General features: G+C 38.7%; 15 protein-coding genes. 5 read left to right on the forward strand and 10 right to left on the reverse strand.

Features of this window, described 5'->3' with window-relative positions:
* Window positions 1–23 precede the first annotated feature (23 nt).
* The 3 genes from K322_RS0102810 to K322_RS0102820 all read right to left on the reverse strand — a co-directional run bounded on the left by K322_RS0102810 (window position 24) and on the right by K322_RS0102820 (window position 2,777).
* Window positions 24–545, reverse strand: a complete 522-nt coding sequence (locus K322_RS0102810; protein WP_026625509.1) for a gamma carbonic anhydrase family protein — start codon at window positions 543–545, stop codon at window positions 24–26.
* A gap of 29 nt (window positions 546–574) precedes the next feature.
* Window positions 575–2,359, reverse strand: coding sequence for an aminopeptidase P family protein (locus K322_RS0102815; protein WP_026625510.1), 1,785 nt, complete (start codon window positions 2,357–2,359; stop codon window positions 575–577).
* A gap of 67 nt (window positions 2,360–2,426) precedes the next feature.
* Entirely contained in the window at window positions 2,427–2,777 is a 351-nt protein-coding gene (locus K322_RS0102820; RefSeq protein WP_026625511.1) for a bactofilin family protein, read from the reverse strand.
* A gap of 176 nt (window positions 2,778–2,953) precedes the next feature.
* Between K322_RS0102820 and folB the strand changes: the two genes are divergently transcribed.
* Both folB and K322_RS0102830 read left to right on the forward strand, forming a co-directional pair.
* Complete coding sequence (folB, locus tag K322_RS0102825; protein ID WP_035331152.1) at window positions 2,954–3,307, forward strand: dihydroneopterin aldolase; 354 nt, start codon at window positions 2,954–2,956, stop codon at window positions 3,305–3,307.
* Between the two features lie 34 nt (window positions 3,308–3,341).
* Entirely contained in the window at window positions 3,342–3,875 is a 534-nt protein-coding gene (locus K322_RS0102830) for an RNA methyltransferase (protein ID WP_026625513.1), read from the forward strand.
* Between the two features lie 81 nt (window positions 3,876–3,956).
* Here the strand turns inward: K322_RS0102830 and K322_RS0102835 are convergent, their stop codons facing one another.
* The 3 genes from K322_RS0102835 to K322_RS0102845 all read right to left on the reverse strand — a co-directional run bounded on the left by K322_RS0102835 (window position 3,957) and on the right by K322_RS0102845 (window position 8,286).
* On the reverse strand, window positions 3,957–5,189 hold the full coding sequence (locus K322_RS0102835) for a 3-deoxy-D-manno-octulosonic acid transferase (RefSeq protein WP_026625514.1): 1,233 nt from the start codon (window positions 5,187–5,189) through the stop codon (window positions 3,957–3,959).
* Between the two features lie 2 nt (window positions 5,190–5,191).
* A complete protein-coding gene (gene gltX, locus K322_RS0102840; protein ID WP_026625515.1) occupies window positions 5,192–6,715 on the reverse strand; it encodes a glutamate--tRNA ligase in 1,524 nt (507 codons plus the stop codon).
* Window positions 6,716–7,101: 386 nt separating this feature from the next.
* Window positions 7,102–8,286 carry a C1 family peptidase gene (locus K322_RS0102845; protein ID WP_026625516.1) on the reverse strand — a complete coding sequence of 395 codons (1,185 nt, stop codon included), beginning with the start codon at window positions 8,284–8,286 and terminating at the stop codon, window positions 7,102–7,104.
* A gap of 494 nt (window positions 8,287–8,780) precedes the next feature.
* On the opposite strand from K322_RS0102845, the gene K322_RS0102850 reads away from it, so the two are divergent.
* The 3 genes from K322_RS0102850 (at window position 8,781) to K322_RS0102860 (ending at window position 12,730) form a co-directional block, all read left to right on the forward strand.
* Window positions 8,781–9,500 (forward strand): head GIN domain-containing protein, encoded by a 720-nt coding sequence (locus K322_RS0102850; protein WP_026625517.1) that lies wholly within the window; start codon window positions 8,781–8,783, stop codon window positions 9,498–9,500.
* Between the two features lie 11 nt (window positions 9,501–9,511).
* Window positions 9,512–10,264, forward strand: a complete 753-nt coding sequence (locus tag K322_RS0102855; RefSeq protein WP_026625518.1) for a head GIN domain-containing protein — start codon at window positions 9,512–9,514, stop codon at window positions 10,262–10,264.
* Window positions 10,265–10,381: 117 nt separating this feature from the next.
* Window positions 10,382–12,730, forward strand: coding sequence for an ATP-dependent helicase (locus K322_RS0102860; RefSeq protein ID WP_026625519.1), 2,349 nt, complete (start codon window positions 10,382–10,384; stop codon window positions 12,728–12,730).
* 7 nt (window positions 12,731–12,737) lie between these two features.
* Here K322_RS0102860 and K322_RS20095 read toward each other — a convergent pair whose 3' ends face one another.
* The 4 genes from K322_RS20095 to K322_RS0102880 all read right to left on the reverse strand — a co-directional run bounded on the left by K322_RS20095 (window position 12,738) and on the right by K322_RS0102880 (window position 17,328).
* Window positions 12,738–13,316 (reverse strand): porin family protein, encoded by a 579-nt coding sequence (locus K322_RS20095; RefSeq protein WP_026625520.1) that lies wholly within the window; start codon window positions 13,314–13,316, stop codon window positions 12,738–12,740.
* Window positions 13,317–13,563: 247 nt separating this feature from the next.
* A protein-coding gene (prfB, locus tag K322_RS0102870) for a peptide chain release factor 2 (protein WP_134437195.1) occupies window positions 13,564–14,677 on the reverse strand; the annotation gives its coding sequence in 2 pieces (ribosomal slippage) (window positions 13,564–14,613 and window positions 14,615–14,677; 1,113 coding nt in all).
* Between the two features lie 252 nt (window positions 14,678–14,929).
* Entirely contained in the window at window positions 14,930–15,595 is a 666-nt protein-coding gene (locus K322_RS0102875; RefSeq protein ID WP_026625522.1) for a porin family protein, read from the reverse strand.
* Between the two features lie 86 nt (window positions 15,596–15,681).
* Entirely contained in the window at window positions 15,682–17,328 is a 1,647-nt protein-coding gene (locus K322_RS0102880) for an alkaline phosphatase (protein ID WP_026625523.1), read from the reverse strand.

A 17,328-nucleotide genomic window follows, 5' to 3' on the forward strand; every position in this document is an offset into this window, starting at 1 on the left:
ACGCATATATTTATTTAACCGTTCTATTCTTCATCCTTAAACCAACCCGAATACATCAGATAATTTTTTGCAATTTTCTGATTCATTTCTTTAGCTTGTTCCGAGTCTACCTTTTTCACAAATTTAGCAGGTACTCCGGCATAAATGCTTCCCGGTTCCACAATAGTTCCGCTCAGAATAACCGAACCAGCCGCAACGATGGCACCTTCACCGATTACCGCATGATCAAGCACAATCGCCCCCATACCTATCAATGCTCCATTTTCGATTTTAGCCCCGTGTATCACTACATTATGTCCTATCGAAACATCATCTCCGATCTCTACAGTCGATTTTTGGTATAACGTATGCAATACTGATCCATCCTGAATATTCACTCGGTTTCCGATACGAATAGAGTTTACATCGCCACGCAACACAACATTAAACCATACGCTGCAATCGTCACCCATTATCACATCACCTATAATTGTAGCATTATCCGCTAAAAATGCATTTTTTCCTATTTCGGGAGTAAATCCTCTTACTTCTTTTATTAAAGCCATACTTTATAATTGTTTACAGGTTTCAAACCTTATATTGCTTTTGTTTTTTCTTTTAACCAATTCTTTTCATCCTCTGTCAGATTTGGAGACAATCGGTCGTATACATACTGATGGTAATTATTGAACCAGCTAATTTCATCCGCAGTCAACATTCCTTTCACGATAGGAGTCGTGTCTATCGGACAAAGAGTTAATGTTTCAAAAGAATAAAATGCACCGAATTCAGTTACACATTTTTCTTTGGTCACAATCAGATTCTCTATGCGGATGCCATACTTATTAGCTCTATACAGACCCGGTTCATTGGAAGTAACCATACCGGGCTGCAAAGTAGTCGAATTTTCATTCATACGTATACTTTGAGGTCCTTCATGAACATTCAGAAAATGACCTATACCATGTCCTGTACCATGCAAATAATTCAAGCCGTTATCCCAAAGAGCCTTACGGGCAAGAATATCCAATTGGCTTCCTCTTGTTCCCTGAGGAAATATACAGGTTGCCAAACTGATATGACCTTTCAGTACCATTGTATAGTCTTTTTTCATCTGCTCGCTGATTTCACCCAATGCCACGGTACGGGTAATATCTGTAGTACCGTCAAAAAACTGTGCTCCCGAATCAATCAATAAGAATCCCTCGGGTTTTATCTTTTGCGAACTCTCAGGTGTCACATGGTAATGCACGATAGCTCCGTTTGCCTGATATCCGGCGATAGTATCGAAACTTTCACCGACAAAAAGATCCTGCTCACTACGATACTCTACCAGCTTTTCTACAATGGTAAGTTCTTCTATATCTTCTGTACCGACAGCCTTTTCAAGCCACATAAAGAAACGTACCAATGCTGCACCGTCCCGCTCCATTGCATTATGAAACCCTTGTATTTCGGTTTCATTTTTTATACTCTTCATCAAATCCACAGGAGACGGAATATCTGTAATCCTGCATGAATCAGGAATCTTATTGTAAAGGCTGAAAGACACTTTCGTACCCTGAAGACAAACTTTTGTTCCCTCTTTTATATTCTGTATATAATCCGAAACTTTTGTATAATCGGCTATAGAAATACCTTCTTCATGGAAATAACGAACGATTTCTTCGGTCAGCTTCTTCGGATTGATAAAGATGACAGCTTCATTTATTGATACATAAGCATGACATACGGCTACAGGATTACAATGGACATCATTGCCACGAATATTGAACAACCACGCAACCGTATCGAGTGATGATATAAGTATCGAATCGGCATTACTGTCTTTCAAAACTTTCCTTACCGCCTTTATCTTCTCAGAAGCAGTTATGCCCGAATATTTCACAGGCAATTCGAATATTATGTTGGAGGGTATATGAGGTCTGTCGTTCCAGATTGAGTCAAACGGATCATAGTCTGAAATCAGGTGTAAACCTTTGGTGTTTAAACGGGCTGTTAACTGATAAGCATCTTGTGCCGCATAGACATTGCCATCAATACCGACATTATTTCCATCTGATAATTCAGACAGCAACCATTCTTCGATAGTTGGTGTAGTCGGCAATCCTTCTCTGAACAGCTCGATATCCGAACCATTGAGTTGTTGCGCCGCTTGCAGAAAATAACGTGAATCTGTCCAAAGTCCGGCTTTGTCTCGGGTTACAACAACCGTTCCGGCAGAACCGGTAAAACCGCTGATCCATTCTCTCGAAGCCCAATGCGAAGCAGGATACTCACTCAGGTGAGGATCGGTACTTGGTATTATAAACGCATGAAGGTCTTTTTCTTCTAAAAAACGTCTTAAAGACGATAATCTATGATTTATAATATTTCCCATGACTGAAAACAGTTTTTAAGGTCTCTAACCTTTTTTCTCTATCATTATGACTGCCCTGAAGTATTGGTCAGCTCTTCATTTTACATGATCCGGAAAATCTTGCTCCCGGCTCTATCTCTATCACCTGCGTAGTTATATCTCCGATCAGGTTTGCCGTAGCTCTTAAAATTATAGTATCTTCACAGATCACATTTCCCGAGACTTTACCCAGTAAGTCCAGATTGGTACATTCGACATCGCCGGACACATGCCCGTTATTACCGATAATGATTTTTCCTTTACTTATGATATTTCCCTCTATAACACCGTCGATACGGATATCATCCTGTGTTACAAGGTTTCCTGTTAGAACTGTTCCGGCAGAGAGTACATTATGCATGCCACTGGGGGTAGGCACGACTTCCTTACGATTCAACATATATCAATTTTTCTAAATGAAGTTATTTTCGGTCTCAGACCTTTTTACTGACTTACCAAGCACAATCAAAGGTTAAATATTCCAACCTCCGAACAAGGATGAAACTACTTACCGCTGCTTGAAGATAACAAATGTAAAAAAAAAACTTAGCTTTGCACCTCAATTCTACTATTAAAATGGAAACTTACATATTACTGGAAAACGTCAGGTTGTATGCTTATCACGGGGTTGGAGAGCAAGAACGAATCGTGGGAAACCGTTATCTGATCAATCTGAAAATAAAAATCAATGTTATGGATGCCGTCCGGTCAGACAGCCTGGAAGATACAATAAGCTATGCCGATGTTTTTGAAATAGTAAAAAAAGAAATGGCTATCCCGTCTAAATTACTGGAACATGTTGCAGGTAGGATTATTTCGGCTTTACGCAAAACGTATCCCGCTATTGAAAGTATCGAACTAAAGCTATCCAAAAACAATCCGCCGATGGGAGCCGACATGGATTATGCCAGTGTATTGATTATAGATTAAGTCACGGAAAATTAGGTCTGAGACCTTAAAGAAAATGAAGAAACTCAAGATAACAGAACTGAACCGTATATCTCAGGAAGAATTCAAAACGACAAAAAAAATCCCTCTGATTGTCATTCTTGACAATATACGGAGTCTGAACAATATAGGATCGGTATTTCGTACCTCAGACGCTTTTCTGGTTGAAGCTATCTATCTGTGCGGAATAAGTGCAACTCCACCAAACGCAGAGATACATAAGACTGCATTGGGAGCTGAACATTCTGTAACATGGAAATATTTCGCAGAAACTATTGATGCTGTAAAGTCACTACAAGAGGAAGGTTATCATGTTTTTGCCATTGAACAAGTACATAACAGTACAATGCTCGACAATTTAGAGTTAAATACTTCTCAAAAATACGCGATTGTTATGGGCAACGAAGTAAAAGGTGTGCAGCAGCCTGTAATCGACATCTGCAACGGATGTATAGAAATACCTCAATTCGGCACAAAACATTCTCTTAATGTAGCAGTAACAACGGGTATCGTAATTTGGGACTTCTTTAAACAATTACACACCCGTTAAAAGGGTGTGCGGGGGGGCAGGCCTTTTTATTGACTTAGTTATTATAAAAACTTAAAGTAAGGTTCTGCGTCTAAAAACCGTTCAGAATTTTATAATCTTCATTACTTTATCGACGACTCCGGCATTGCCTGTTACATATTCTCCGGCATGAGTTCCGGCTGCTTCAAGCACCTTGGGATATTCAATAAATTCATCCATCAAGCTCAGGAAAGTATCATAATCATGGATGGAATATCCTCCTCCTGTTTCGAGTAATTGATTTGCTTCTCTGAATTTCTTAAAGTTAGGTCCGAAAATCACAGGAATATTATACACTGCGGCTTCCAACACATTATGGATACCTACACCGAACCCCCCTCCTACATAAGCTATCTCGCCATATCTGTAAAGCGAAGATAATAATCCGAATGTATCTATAATAAGACAGTCGAACTGTGATACATTTTCAGGGGTAGCTTTTGTATAACGAATAGAAGGACGCTTAAGTATACTTTCTATATAACTTAAATGAGCATCATGAATTTCATGCGGTGCTATAATCAGCTTGAGATTCGGATTATTATTAAAATATTCAACAAATACATCTTCATCTTTCGGCCATGAACTACCGGCAACCAATGTTAACTGTTTATTTCCGTCTTTATCTTTTGAGAAAGCTTCTCCTACCGGCAAATATTTAGCCTGCGATTTGATATCCAATACACGGTCGAAACGGGTATCTCCGCAAACTTCCACATTCTTGACTCCGATACCCTCCAATAACGATTTGGAGTTATCATCCTGCACACAGATACATTCATAGAACGAAAGCATCTTACAATAAGCTTTTCCGTACCATCTGAAAAATATCTGATTGGGACGGAAGATAGCCGACACCATATAGGTCGGGATATTCCTTTTATGTAACTGATTGATATAGTTGTACCAGAATTCGTATTTGATAAATATCGCTATTGCAGGATTTGCCAGATTTAAAAACCGTTTAACATTCCGTTTCCGATCGAAAGGCAAATAGCAGACAATATCTGCTAAATCGTAATTTTTACGAACTTCATATCCCGAAGGAGAGAAGAATGTTAGCAGAATTTTATAAGAAGGATGCTGAGCCTTTATCTTTTCAAGGATCGGCCGCCCTTGTTCAAACTCGCCTAATGAGGCTGCATGCAGCCATATATATTTAGCATCGGGGTCTATCTTTTCCTTCAATTTGGAATATACTTCCCGATGCCCTTTTACCATCAGGCGGGCTTTACGATGGAACGGCGAAATAAGGTTTACGATAAGGGCGTAAAGACCAATAATAAAATTATACATGCTTATGCTTTGTATTCAATTTTAGAAATAGCTGTTTCCAGACGTTTCAGAGTTTCATCTTTTCCGATAGCTGCTGTTATATCGAACATATGAGGCCCTTTAGACTCTCCTACTACAGCCAGACGGAAGGCATTCATTATATTTCCCAAATGATATTCTTTATCTTCTATCCATTTTTTCACAATGGCTTCTTGATTTTCAGATGAGAAATCGGATATATCAGATAAAACCCCGATCAATTCGGTCAACTGTGCGGGAGTTTCTTCTTTCCAGCGTTTTTTTACTGTTTTTTCATCGTATGAGACAGGTGCAACAAAGAAAAAAGACGATTGCCCCCACAACTCGGGAAGCAGACTCACACGCTCTTTGACCAAACCCACTACATTTTCAACAAAGGCAGGTTCGGAGTGGATACCTTCTTTGACCAGTTGTTTTTCGAAAATACGAGCTATTTCTTCGTTTGATGCAGATTGAATATACTGATGATTAAACCATTTTCCTTTTTCGAAATCGAATTTTGCACCGCTGCGGCTGCATTTTTCAATACTGAATGTGTGGATCAGTTCATCCATAGACATTAACTCTTGATCATTTCCCGGATTCCATCCTAATAAAGCAAGAAAGTTAATAACAGCTTCGGGCAAATAACCGCTTTCTCTGTATCCTGAAGAAATATCTTCCGATTTAGGATCTTTCCACTCCAATGGAAATACCGGAAATCCGAGACGGTCGCCATCCCGTTTACTTAATTTGCCTTTTCCATCGGGCTTCAATAATAAAGATAGGTGAGCAAATTGCGGCATGGTATCTGCCCAACCGAAAGCTCTGTATAATAAAACATGCAACGGAGCCGATGGCAACCACTCTTCACCGCGTATTACATGTGTTATCTCCATCAAATGGTCATCTACAATATTAGCAAGATGATATGTCGGCAGATTATCGGCAGATTTATACAAAACCTTATCATCAAGTTCCGATGAGTTGATCGTTACTTTGCCCCTTATCAGGTCATTAACCACAACATCTTCATTCGGTTCTATTTTAAAACGAACAACATAGTTTGTTGAGTTATCAATAAGCGACTGCACCTCTTCTTTCGGCAGAGTAAGAGAATTTCTCATCTGTCCGCGGGTAGAAGCATCGTATTGAAAATTTTCTATCTCCTGTCTTTTCTGTTCAAGCTCTTCGGGAGTATCGAATGCTATATATGCCGCACCTTTTTCTAATAATTGATCGACATATTTTTTATAGATTTCCTTTCGGTCAGATTGGCGGTAAGGTCCGTATTCTCCACCGATATGTGTACCCTCATCAAATTTCAGACCTAACCAGGTTAATGCCTCTATGATATAATCTTCTGCTCCGGGAACAAACCGCTGAGAATCGGTATCCTCGATACGAAGGATAAAATCACCTCCGTGTTGTTTTGCAAAAAGATAGTTATACAATGCTGTTCTTACACCTCCGATGTGAAGAGGTCCGGTTGGACTAGGTGCAAAACGTACTCTGACTTTAGAACTCATATGTGAAAGAAATTAAGGTCGCAGACCTATTTTATTATTTTTAGCAAATATTTTTATCTATTGTTTATTCTTAAGTAGTCAAGGATTTCTTACCTTTTTCCGATTCTCCTTGATAATTACAGCAAGTAGTTGTAACCTCAAATATATCATAAAAAATTCACAACCACTCAATATAAACATCCGGATACCAAACCTTCAGAAATTATCAATCATCAATCAATAAGCTGCTTATCGTTATTATATCTGAAAAAATCCAAGAAAAAGATCTGAGTCCTCAGTTAAAAATGCTTACAAAAGTAGATAAAAAAAACGTAGATATATATACAATAAGATCGAAATATGCCAAACGCACATTCCGATCTTATGTATAACCAGATATTATCGGCTTATAGCTTCAATTTGTCTGTAATATCTTTTGGCAATGCCTGTTTATTTACTACAAAGCTGATAGTTTTATACTTAACAAAAGTTTCCGATACATACCAGATACCTTTGTATTTTCCGGTTTCTCCCCACGAATTTTTCACCATGTAATATTTGGTTCCGTTCTGGTCTTTCGCAATACCGAAAATCTGCATACCATGATCATCTGTCGTTTCCTGATTATCAAAACCTGCCTGACGCATTTCCTGAGTAACTGCAATTTCTTTTACCGGGCCGGCTTCTATTTTCTTTCTCAATTCTGTTACTTTCTGAGATGCAGAAAGTCCAAGCCAATGAGCCTGATCCGATCCTATATTTTCAGGTGCATTATCATCTGGATACACTCCAAGACCATTGCGAGTAAAACCTGTTTCACTTACATCTGATGCCCAAGCGATGGTGTACCCTTTTTCTATCGCGTTATCCATTATTTTAATCATAGCATCCATCGGAACATTGTATGACAATGCCCAACGCCAGTTATCAGGAACTTCAACTGCAAATGGCGCATAAAACGGATGATGAGTAAATGATGAAATAGAAACATAATTATTACTATCCAAGCCTAGCTCTTTTGCCCAGCTCTGAGGAGTATAAGTTTTACCTTTATATGTAAATGACTGAGGCTTTTCACCCAGATAAGCGTCCAGAATCCCTTTGAAGCCGGTAAACCATGCAGTCGAATATCTTTTATTTCCGTTTTTATGAATCCCTTCAAGATATCCGGTAAGCCCATCAGCTAGTTCACCATGCTTATGACCGGTTTCACCATAATTCAGTCCAGGCATTGCTTCATTCGGAACAACTCCGTATTCGTTTATTGTTTCAATCACATCAGCAAAAGAGCCTCCCTGCGCAAAATTCAAATGACCGTCCAAACGGAGATACTTCTGAGCTTTATCTTCATAATTACGGCGGACAATATACATTTCGGATAAATCCTGTTCGCCTTTACCCATTTTAAGCAATTCAGATTCGAGAAAACCTACTCCCGAAAAACTCCAGCAAGTTCCGCTGCTACCCTGATTTTTGATTGACGTAATTGGGTTTTGTTTTACCACTGAGAATTGATAGCCTGTGCTATCTGTTTGAGCCCATGCAGAGAAAGTCATCAACAAGGCTACTGATGCAATAAATATCTTCTTCATACAATACCATTAAGGTCTCAGACCTTTTTATTAAATTACCAAGTACAACGACCTTCTATAACTCTGAGGTCAATTATTAATTTATACTTGTTTTTTTGTTTAATTAATGTAAAGTTATACAAAAAGTAACATACATGACACTTTTGCCTAATCGAAAGACATACAATTACATTTTTTAACTCTATTATGATAGAACACACAGAGTATTTCACCAATAAATACTAAAGTTCCATATTGTAAATATCTTTACAAATAGCTGTAAATAAATTTTACAGACAAGAGCGCCCTACAACAAATCAACAACCTATATATAAGCCAATTAATATTAATGGCATAATTTTAGCATAAGAAAGAGAAAGCAGAAATAAAGAGTTAATGTTTTCTGAATAAATAAAGATATAAAACAGACAACTTCATTTTTTTCGACAAACAGTGTAACTAATTAAGCATATAATCAGTCGTATTATATAAACAGAATTTAAATAGAATAGAATATGAAAGCTTTAGGTGTAATTTTACTCGCAGTATTATCCGTAACTACATGTTATGCTTTTGGATTTGGAGAACGTGGTAACCGCAATATCAAAACAAAAGAAATCTCCATCAGTAATTATTCTGTAATAGAAGCCTTGGGGTCGGCAGATGTATATTATGAACAAAAGCCAAACCAAAAGCCTTATTTGCGTGTGGAGATTGACGAAAACCTTATGCAGTATGTAAAAGTGCAGGTACAGAATGGCATTTTGAATCTAGGAACAAAACCCAATACGAATATGAGTCCTACGCGCTTCAGAATATATACCAACTCTACATCATTGGTTAAAGCCGGCATAAAAGGATCCGGAGACTTGTATTTACAAGGAAAGATACAAGCCGATAAATTTGAAGTGTATGTAAAAGGATCAGGTGATGTATCTGCAAATAACCTGAACACAAAACATCTGACAACATGGATTCAAGGATCAGGTGATATCACACTGAAAGGACAAACCGATTACCTTTCGGCTACAATTACTGGAAGTGGAGACCTGAACACCATTTCGCTATCATCGAAAAATGCCGATTGCCTGATAAAAGGGTCGGGAGATTTATCGGTAAATGCAAGCGGACAACTTAACGCCGAAGTCAGAGGCAGTGGAGATATCACATACGCAGGCTCTCCCCGTCAATTAAATAAATCGGTACGTGGCTCGGGTTCAATCAGCAAGAAATAAAAAGAAGAGAAATGAAAAACATTCTATTATTGTTTATCTGTATTTTCGCGATAACATCCTGTAATGTAGGAGTCTCGCCCTCTTTTGCAAACTCGTATTCAACCTCTTCAACTAAAACAGTCAAAGGGAACAGTAATATCGTACAAAAAGAATATACAATCGGAAATTATTCGAAGATCGACATACAGAACTTTACCAATATTGTATACGAACAAAAAGAAGGAGTAAGGCCATACATCAGGCTCGAAACCGATGAAAATCTCATCCCTTATTATCTGCTAGAGGTGAAAGATGAAACACTGATTATCAGATCGATCGAAAATGTAAACACCAAACATTGCACAGTATACACCAATTCAACATCTCTATCTGAAATATGGGTATCGGGTGTAAGTAATATAGAGTTGAAAGGCAAAGTAAATTCCGAAACTCTAGTTTTTCAACTTGCTGGTGTAAGTAATATTACAGCAGACAATCTTCATTACAATAAGATTACAGTAAACTTTTCGGGAGTTGGCGATGTAAATTTAGGAGGGGAGGCTCAAAAAGCTGTTTTTAACATCAGCGGGAAAGGCAATATTCAGGCTTCTGACCTAAATGCCAAAAATGTAGACTGTAATATATCAGGTGTTGGTAGTGCAAAGGTTTCAGCTTATCAAAAGCTAAAAGCATCGGTAGGCGGAATCGGCAATATCCGCTATAAAGGTAATCCGAAGCAAACCGAACTGTACAAAAATGGAATAGGCAGTATCAAGGCTGAATAATACCCTAGAGCAAAAAAGCTTGTTAGTAAATTATATTAAATTGTTGCAACGGGTGTATTTCATTGTTTATCTTTGTTCTTCTAAGTAACAAAAGGTCTGAGACCTTAAAATACAATCATGGAAGAATTATTGGAACAACTAAATACATCCCAACGCAATGCTGTCGAGTACAACGACGGTCCCTCACTGGTTATAGCCGGAGCCGGTTCCGGAAAGACCCGTGTGCTGACTTATAAGATCGCTTACCTGCTAAAACTGGATCTTCCGCCTCAGAATATTCTGGCTTTGACCTTCACCAACAAGGCGGCTCGTGAGATGAAAGCCCGTGTAGGTCAGCTTATGGGCGAAAATATTGCCCGGCGTTTGTGGATGGGAACATTCCACTCCATATTTTCTCGCATATTAAGAACCGAAGCGGAAAAGCTCGGCTTTACATCCAATTTTACGATATTCGACTCGGCTGATTCGAGGAACCTGATCAAGACAATCATCAAAGAGCTTCAGCTTGACGATAAAGTATATAAGCCGGCACGTATCCAGTCTATGATATCGAATGCTAAAAACGCACTTGTATCACCCATAGCTTATGCTCAAAGCCGTGAAATGCTCGAATACGACATGAAGGCTAAAGTTCCTCAGGTTAAGGATATCTATAAAATATACAGTACTCGTTTGTCTGCGGCTAACACTATGGACTTCGATGATTTATTGTATCATACCAACCGTTTATTCAGGGATCATCCCGATGTACTGGCTGCTTACCAGAACAGGTTTCAGTATATATTGGTAGATGAGTATCAGGATACCAATTTCGCCCAGTATTTGGTTGTAAAACAACTGGCCGATTCTCATCATCGTGTTTGTGTAGTAGGAGATGATGCCCAAAGTATCTACTCATTCCGTGGAGCAAATATCGACAATATCCTTAATTTCAAGAGCAATTATCCCGAAGCCCGTATCTTCAAGCTGGAACAAAACTACCGTTCGACCCAGAATATTGTAAATGCAGCAAACAGCCTCATCAAACAAAACAAGGGACAGATACAAAAGAATGTATTTTCAAAAAATGCGGTTGGTGAGAAAATCGAAGTTTCGAGTGCTTTTTCAGACTTCGAAGAAGGGATTATAGTTGCCAATAAGATACAGGATATCCGACGGATAGAAAATGCTTCTTACAGTGATTTTGTCATTTTGTACAGAACAAATGCCCAATCTCGTGTCTTTGAAGAATCATTACGTAAAAAGAATATTCCGTACCGCATTTATGGAGGATTATCTTTCTATCAGCGGAAGGAGATTAAAGACGTGATTGCCTATTTCCGTATGGTGGTAAATCCGAAAGACGAAGAAGCATTCAAACGAATCATCAATTATCCTACACGCGGAATAGGAGCAACTACGGTGGGTAAGATTACAGATACCGCTCAACTGCACAATGTGAGTCTTTGGGAAGTAATCCAAGACCCTCTGAAATACAATTTGAATGTAAACTCTGGTACAGCAAAAAAATTAGGCGATTTTCAGCAGCTGCTTTTCGGATTTATTCACGAGTTACCTGTAGCCAGCGCATATGACATAGCCACCAAGATAGTAAAAGAAAGTGGCATTGCCAGAGAAGCTTATCAGGATCAGACACCCGAAGGAATGAGCAGGCAGGAAAACCTTCAGGAATTGTTAGGTGGAATACATGAGTTTTGCGAAACCCGTATCGAAGAAGGTGAAACCCGTATAGGGCTTATCGATTTTTTATCGGAAGTCTCACTTTTAAGCGATCAGGATACCGACAAGGAAGAAGATCAGGAGAAAGTTACAATGATGACTATTCACGCATCTAAAGGTCTGGAATTTAAGAATGTCTTTATCGTAGGGCTAGAAGAAGATTTATTTCCGTCATCTATGACTAAATCCGAACCTAGAGGTTTAGAAGAAGAACGGCGGTTGTTTTATGTGGCCATCACCCGAGCCGAACAGTTTTGCATGTTGACCTATGCCAAAAGCCGTTTCAGAAACGGACAGACAAATCCATGCCACCCCAGCCGATTTTTGAAAGACATAGACAGTGAATACATTAAAGCCAATGCCGGAGTTCTGGATGGCATACAAACTCAATATTCGCAAGGTGGATTCTGGGATAACGTCAGAAAAAACAGAGAGGAAAAAGAAGAACTACAGGAAGTCAAAAGAAGAGAGTCTCCTATTTTTGAGAAAAAGGAAACTCCAATTCAATCAGCATATTCTAATCGTCCGAACTTTGTAAATGCAAAGACAGCTCAACCCAAAACACCGGCCAGCAGCGATGTATACGGTGTGCAAACCGGAGCTATAATCAAACACGAACGCTTTGGTATTGGAAAAGTGGTTGCTTTGGATGGAGATGCTTCGAGCCGCAAAGCTACTGTTGAATTCGAGAATGCAGGCACAAAGCAACTTCTGCTAAAGTTTGCCCGTTTTGAGGTTATCGGTTAACTTGTCTTCAATATGTGAAACCAACAGAAAACAATAATGATCTGTTCTTAGCATTGTACTTCGATGAGCTATAATCTTTGAATAGTCCGTATTGGTACTCTGCGCCCAAATGAATCATTTTGAAAAAGCTAAAACCTGCTCCGAAACTCAGTCCGCCGGTTACATTCTTCGTATACCACTTATCTGGAAGTCCGCTTCCTTTAATATAATCGTCTCCGGATAATCGAAAACTGGCATACGGTCCTGCCAAAGCATAAGCTCCCCAGAAGTTGGAAAAAGAATAGCTATATTTCAGATTAACAGGAATATCCACATAAGAGTTACTAACCTTAACCGAAGTATTCTCAAGTCCCCGTTTTGCAAAAATCGCACCGACAACCAACGAAAACTGACTGTTTACTTTCCCTATTTCAGCAATAGGCCCTGCATGATAGCCGGTATAGCTGTCGAAATTAGTCGCTCCCTTCGGCGTAGAGACATTGGAAAGGCTATATCCACCTTTTGCTCCTAACTTTACGCTCAACTGAGCTGATAATGAATACGAAAGAATTAAAAACAGAACAAGAAGGCTTAATACTTTTTTCATACCTTTATTTATTTTTGGACACAGACAAAAATAACAGAATCCCTTTATGGATAAAGGCTGTCAGGCATTCTTTCGTCTTCTAAAATCGATGAAATGGAGATTCTGATCGGTCAGGTTATATGATTTCAATGATCTTGATGCAGCATGATTCGATGAATGGATACATAATCTATTTAAATCTAAGGTGGAGATAAAAAAAAGGATGTATCATTTCTGATACATCCTTACATATTTATTTATTAATCTATTAAGCCTCTCCCCCAAATTCCATCAGATAAGCCTTGATAAACTCATCGATATCTCCGTCCATCACGGCGTTTACATTTGAAGTCTGGTAATTGGTACGGTGGTCTTTAACTCTTCGGTCGTCAAAAACATAACTGCGGATTTGCGATCCCCATTCTATTTTTTTCTTACCAGCCTCAACCTCCGATTGCATGCGGCTACGTCTTTCCAACTCAAGCTCATACAATTGAGATTTCAGCAATCGGATCGCATTATCCTTATTTCCGAATTGAGAACGGCTTTCGGTATTTTCAATCACAATTTCCTTTTCTTCTCCGGTTTCTTCATCTTTATACTTGTAGTGAAGACGAACTCCGGTTTCAACCTTATTGACATTCTGTCCTCCCGCTCCACTCGAACGGAAAGTATCCCAGGTAATGTCTCCCATGTTTACTTCTATCTCTATTGTATCGTCTACCAAAGGCACAACAAACACAGATGCAAAAGAAGTCATACGTTTACCCTGTGCATTATATGGAGAAACACGTACCAAACGGTGAACCCCGTTCTCGGATTTAAGATAACCGTAAGCAAAGTCTCCTTCGACCTGCATAGTTGCTGTCTTAATTCCGGCTTCGTCTCCATCCTGCCAATTCGTAATGGTGACTTTATATCCTCTGGATTCGCACCAACGTTGATACATACGCACGAGCATTGAAGCCCAATCCTGTCCTTCGGTTCCTCCGGCTCCACTGTTTACTTTCAAAACAGCTCCGAGTTTATCTTCTTCACGGCGAAGCATATTCTTCAGCTCCAGATTTTCGAGCAAAGCAATCGCTTTATTGTACGCCTCATCGATTTCCTCTTCCGAAGTAATTCCTTCTTTAAGAAAGTCATAAGCCAGCTGCAGTTCTTCTACTCCGGCTTTTACTTCGTTATATCCATTAACCCAACCTTTTAGCTCTCTGATTATTTTCATTTGAGCTTCGGCCGCTTTATTATCTGTCCAGAAATCCGGATCTTGTGTTCTTATCTCCTCTTCTTCGAGTTGAATTATCTTTGCATCAATGTCAAAGATACCCCCTCAGCGCTGACTCGCGCTCCAACACTTCTTTGAGTTGGTCTGCTGTAATCATATTGTGATTCAGTTTAAGTTTATAATATAGAAATAGCGTGCAAAGGTAGTCATTTTTTTGCACACTATTTAATACTTTAAGGTCTCAGACCTATTTATTCAATTACATCAGTCGTTTATCACGGTTCGGCAAAGTTCAGGTAAACTTGATGCTCTAAACGTTGCTTTGGTAAGTAAACAGCCAAAGTCTGTTATAAACTAAAAATATATCACTAAAAACTTGCTATTACTAATAATATACTTGACTGACTTTTCAGAATCTATATCCTAAAGAAAATGACCAGTTACGATTTTTCCACGAAGGATCTCCTCCATCATATTTCCCTGACATTGTGTTATATAATCCCAGTTCATAACCGATTAATAACATGTATTGTTTATATTCGATACCAACCCCACCTAGTAGACCTGCATCAAAAGCATGCATGCCAATATTATCAAATCCTTTTTCGTTATCATTCACGACAGCTGCATCTCCTGAACCATCGTAACAAAAGATTAGATTAGACTTATAACATTTTCTAGCATATACGCCATAAGCAAAATACCCTCCGGCATTAATGGACAACTTAATATTATGAGATACATCCATTTTATAGCCAAAACTTAAAGGCAGCTGCATATAATTGAGCCGATAATTCCATTTTTGATATCCAGTATCACCATATTTTACTTCTACCTCTGTTCCTTTAGCAGTAAAATCAAGACCTGTACGAAAGAATATACTTTCACTGAAATTATAATCGGCAATAATACCCGCATTATATCCTAATCGGGAATTAGCATCAGAAAAATCTCCTCCGGCAGAAGATATATTAAGTCCGGCTTTTGCTCCAAGAGTCCAACCTTTTTGGGCTTGTACATAAAATCCTGTCAATACAATAGAAGATAAAAGCAATGTTAAGATTATTCTTTTCATAGTATGTGTGTTGTTTAATTTTAATAAAAAAGTGATATACATACTAGATGCATATCACTTTATAAACGTTGCTTATATTTATAATATTATTTTAACTTATCCGCTAAACTTGCCGGAAGATAAAATGTATCATTCTTATCTATATATACAGTTACGGAACCCAGATCAAACTCTTTTCCATTGAGATACGCTACAGATTTGAATGCAGGAACGATTAATGTATTCTTCCCTTGTTTGACTGTCAACACAGGAAAATCCGTAGTCTTATCAATCGAATATTGCTTTCCGGCAAAAACTTCGTTATGCTTGGCAAATAACTTCGTTGTCAGATCCGGTAAAGAAGTTTGTAATCCTAATACATCAAACAAGTAATTATTTATCTGAGTATTTGTATTCATTCCATAAGGCATATCTCCTTGAGGATGATAAGCTGCCAGAAAAACCTCTTCTCCGGTATGTCCTCCGGTTGTAAAACCAAAGTAAGTACGGCTGTTCATTATATCCACAATAGTATGCCCCATATTCTTACTCACAGCTTTTTTCATGTAATCGGCCTCTTTATAATTTTTCGAACTCTGCAATTCGGCCAATTCTTCATCGGTAAGGTCTATATCGGTATATTTTTTGAATACTTCTTTTATCTTTTCAGGCTTTTCATTGATCAATATTTTCTCCAAGCCCTCACCTGTACGCTTGTATTTCGAAACATTAGCAAAAAGCTGATCGATAGTAGCTTTATCATAACTTTTCAGATCTCTACGCCCGATAGTAAAACCACTATTCCCGTGATCGGGCAAAATAATTACCGCTGTTTCCCCGTCTTTCTTGGCAAAATCAATGGCGGCAGCAACAGCCTTGTCAAAAGCCAGATATTCTGTTATGCAGCCTACAGCATCATTGCCGTGTGCGACCCAATCGACTTTACTGCCTTCAACCATAAGAAAAAAGCCTTTGTCATTTTTGGATAATTGAGCTATGGCTTTTTCGGTCATTTCTTTCAATGAAGGTATCTGAGTACTATCCCTGTCTATATCATAAGGCAGCTCTCTGTCCTGAAATAAAGCCCACACTTTATTATTCCCTTTAAAATTACGGAATGTATTAATATCATTCTGAATAAGGCTAGTATTGGTCTTTGTAAAATGCTCCTTAATATCATCGGTAAGAATTGAGTTCCCCCCTCCGAACATGACATCCAGATTTTGATACGCCATCTGTGATGCAATGTATTTATATTCTCCACGCTTATGATAATGAGCAGAACAATCGGCAGGTGTAGCATGCGGAAATTCGACAGTAACAACTAATCCTACTGACTTTTGCTGTTCTACCTTTGCTGCTTCCAAAATGGTTGTGAGAGGTTGATAAGCCTTTGACGGATCTACATATACCAGATCATTCTTTGGATCGGCAACGGGATATATAGACACGTTACCCGTTTGCTGGGGCATACCCGTCATATAAGCCGAGGTTGTAGGAGCAGAGTCTCCAATAGGTGCATTAGACGAAAAAGTCTTAACCGTACCACAGATATATGGGTCTATGCTCAAATTTTGACCACCCAGTTTATTGTATATCTGATACCAACGGGCAGCCGATACAACTCCGATAGATGTACCGTCGGGTATCATTACTATCACATTTTTGACCGGACGTACCGGATGATGGTACTGCTGTGCTCCAATGGAACAACAAATTAAGACAAAGCTGAGGATGAATGTTATTTTTTTCAT

The organism is Indolivaga capnocytophagoides DSM 22835, assembly GCF_000426485.1.
Classification (GTDB): Bacteria; Bacteroidota; Bacteroidia; order Bacteroidales; family Dysgonomonadaceae; genus Dysgonomonas_A; species Dysgonomonas_A capnocytophagoides.

Excerpts from the sequence above, each read along its gene's own strand:
- K322_RS0102835 (WP_026625514.1), bottom strand. The coding sequence starts at position 5,189 with ATGTATAATTTTATTATTGGTCTTTACGCCCTTATCGTAAACCTTATT.
- folB (WP_035331152.1), top strand. The coding sequence starts at position 2,954 with ATGGAAACTTACATATTACTGGAAAACGTCAGGTTGTATGCTTATCAC.
- K322_RS0102845 (WP_026625516.1), bottom strand. The coding sequence starts at position 8,286 with ATGAAGAAGATATTTATTGCATCAGTAGCCTTGTTGATGACTTTCTCT.
- K322_RS0102850 (WP_026625517.1), top strand. The coding sequence starts at position 8,781 with ATGAAAGCTTTAGGTGTAATTTTACTCGCAGTATTATCCGTAACTACA.
- K322_RS0102820 (WP_026625511.1), bottom strand. The coding sequence starts at position 2,777 with ATGTTGAATCGTAAGGAAGTCGTGCCTACCCCCAGTGGCATGCATAAT.
- K322_RS0102875 (WP_026625522.1), bottom strand. The coding sequence starts at position 15,595 with ATGAAAAGAATAATCTTAACATTGCTTTTATCTTCTATTGTATTGACA.
- K322_RS20095 (WP_026625520.1), bottom strand. The coding sequence starts at position 13,316 with ATGAAAAAAGTATTAAGCCTTCTTGTTCTGTTTTTAATTCTTTCGTAT.
- K322_RS0102880 (WP_026625523.1), bottom strand. The coding sequence starts at position 17,328 with ATGAAAAAAATAACATTCATCCTCAGCTTTGTCTTAATTTGTTGTTCC.
- K322_RS0102860 (WP_026625519.1), top strand. The coding sequence starts at position 10,382 with ATGGAAGAATTATTGGAACAACTAAATACATCCCAACGCAATGCTGTC.
- K322_RS0102855 (WP_026625518.1), top strand. The coding sequence starts at position 9,512 with ATGAAAAACATTCTATTATTGTTTATCTGTATTTTCGCGATAACATCC.
- K322_RS0102815 (WP_026625510.1), bottom strand. The coding sequence starts at position 2,359 with ATGGGAAATATTATAAATCATAGATTATCGTCTTTAAGACGTTTTTTA.
- gltX (WP_026625515.1), bottom strand. The coding sequence starts at position 6,715 with ATGAGTTCTAAAGTCAGAGTACGTTTTGCACCTAGTCCAACCGGACCT.
- K322_RS0102830 (WP_026625513.1), top strand. The coding sequence starts at position 3,342 with ATGAAGAAACTCAAGATAACAGAACTGAACCGTATATCTCAGGAAGAA.
- K322_RS0102810 (WP_026625509.1), bottom strand. The coding sequence starts at position 545 with ATGGCTTTAATAAAAGAAGTAAGAGGATTTACTCCCGAAATAGGAAAA.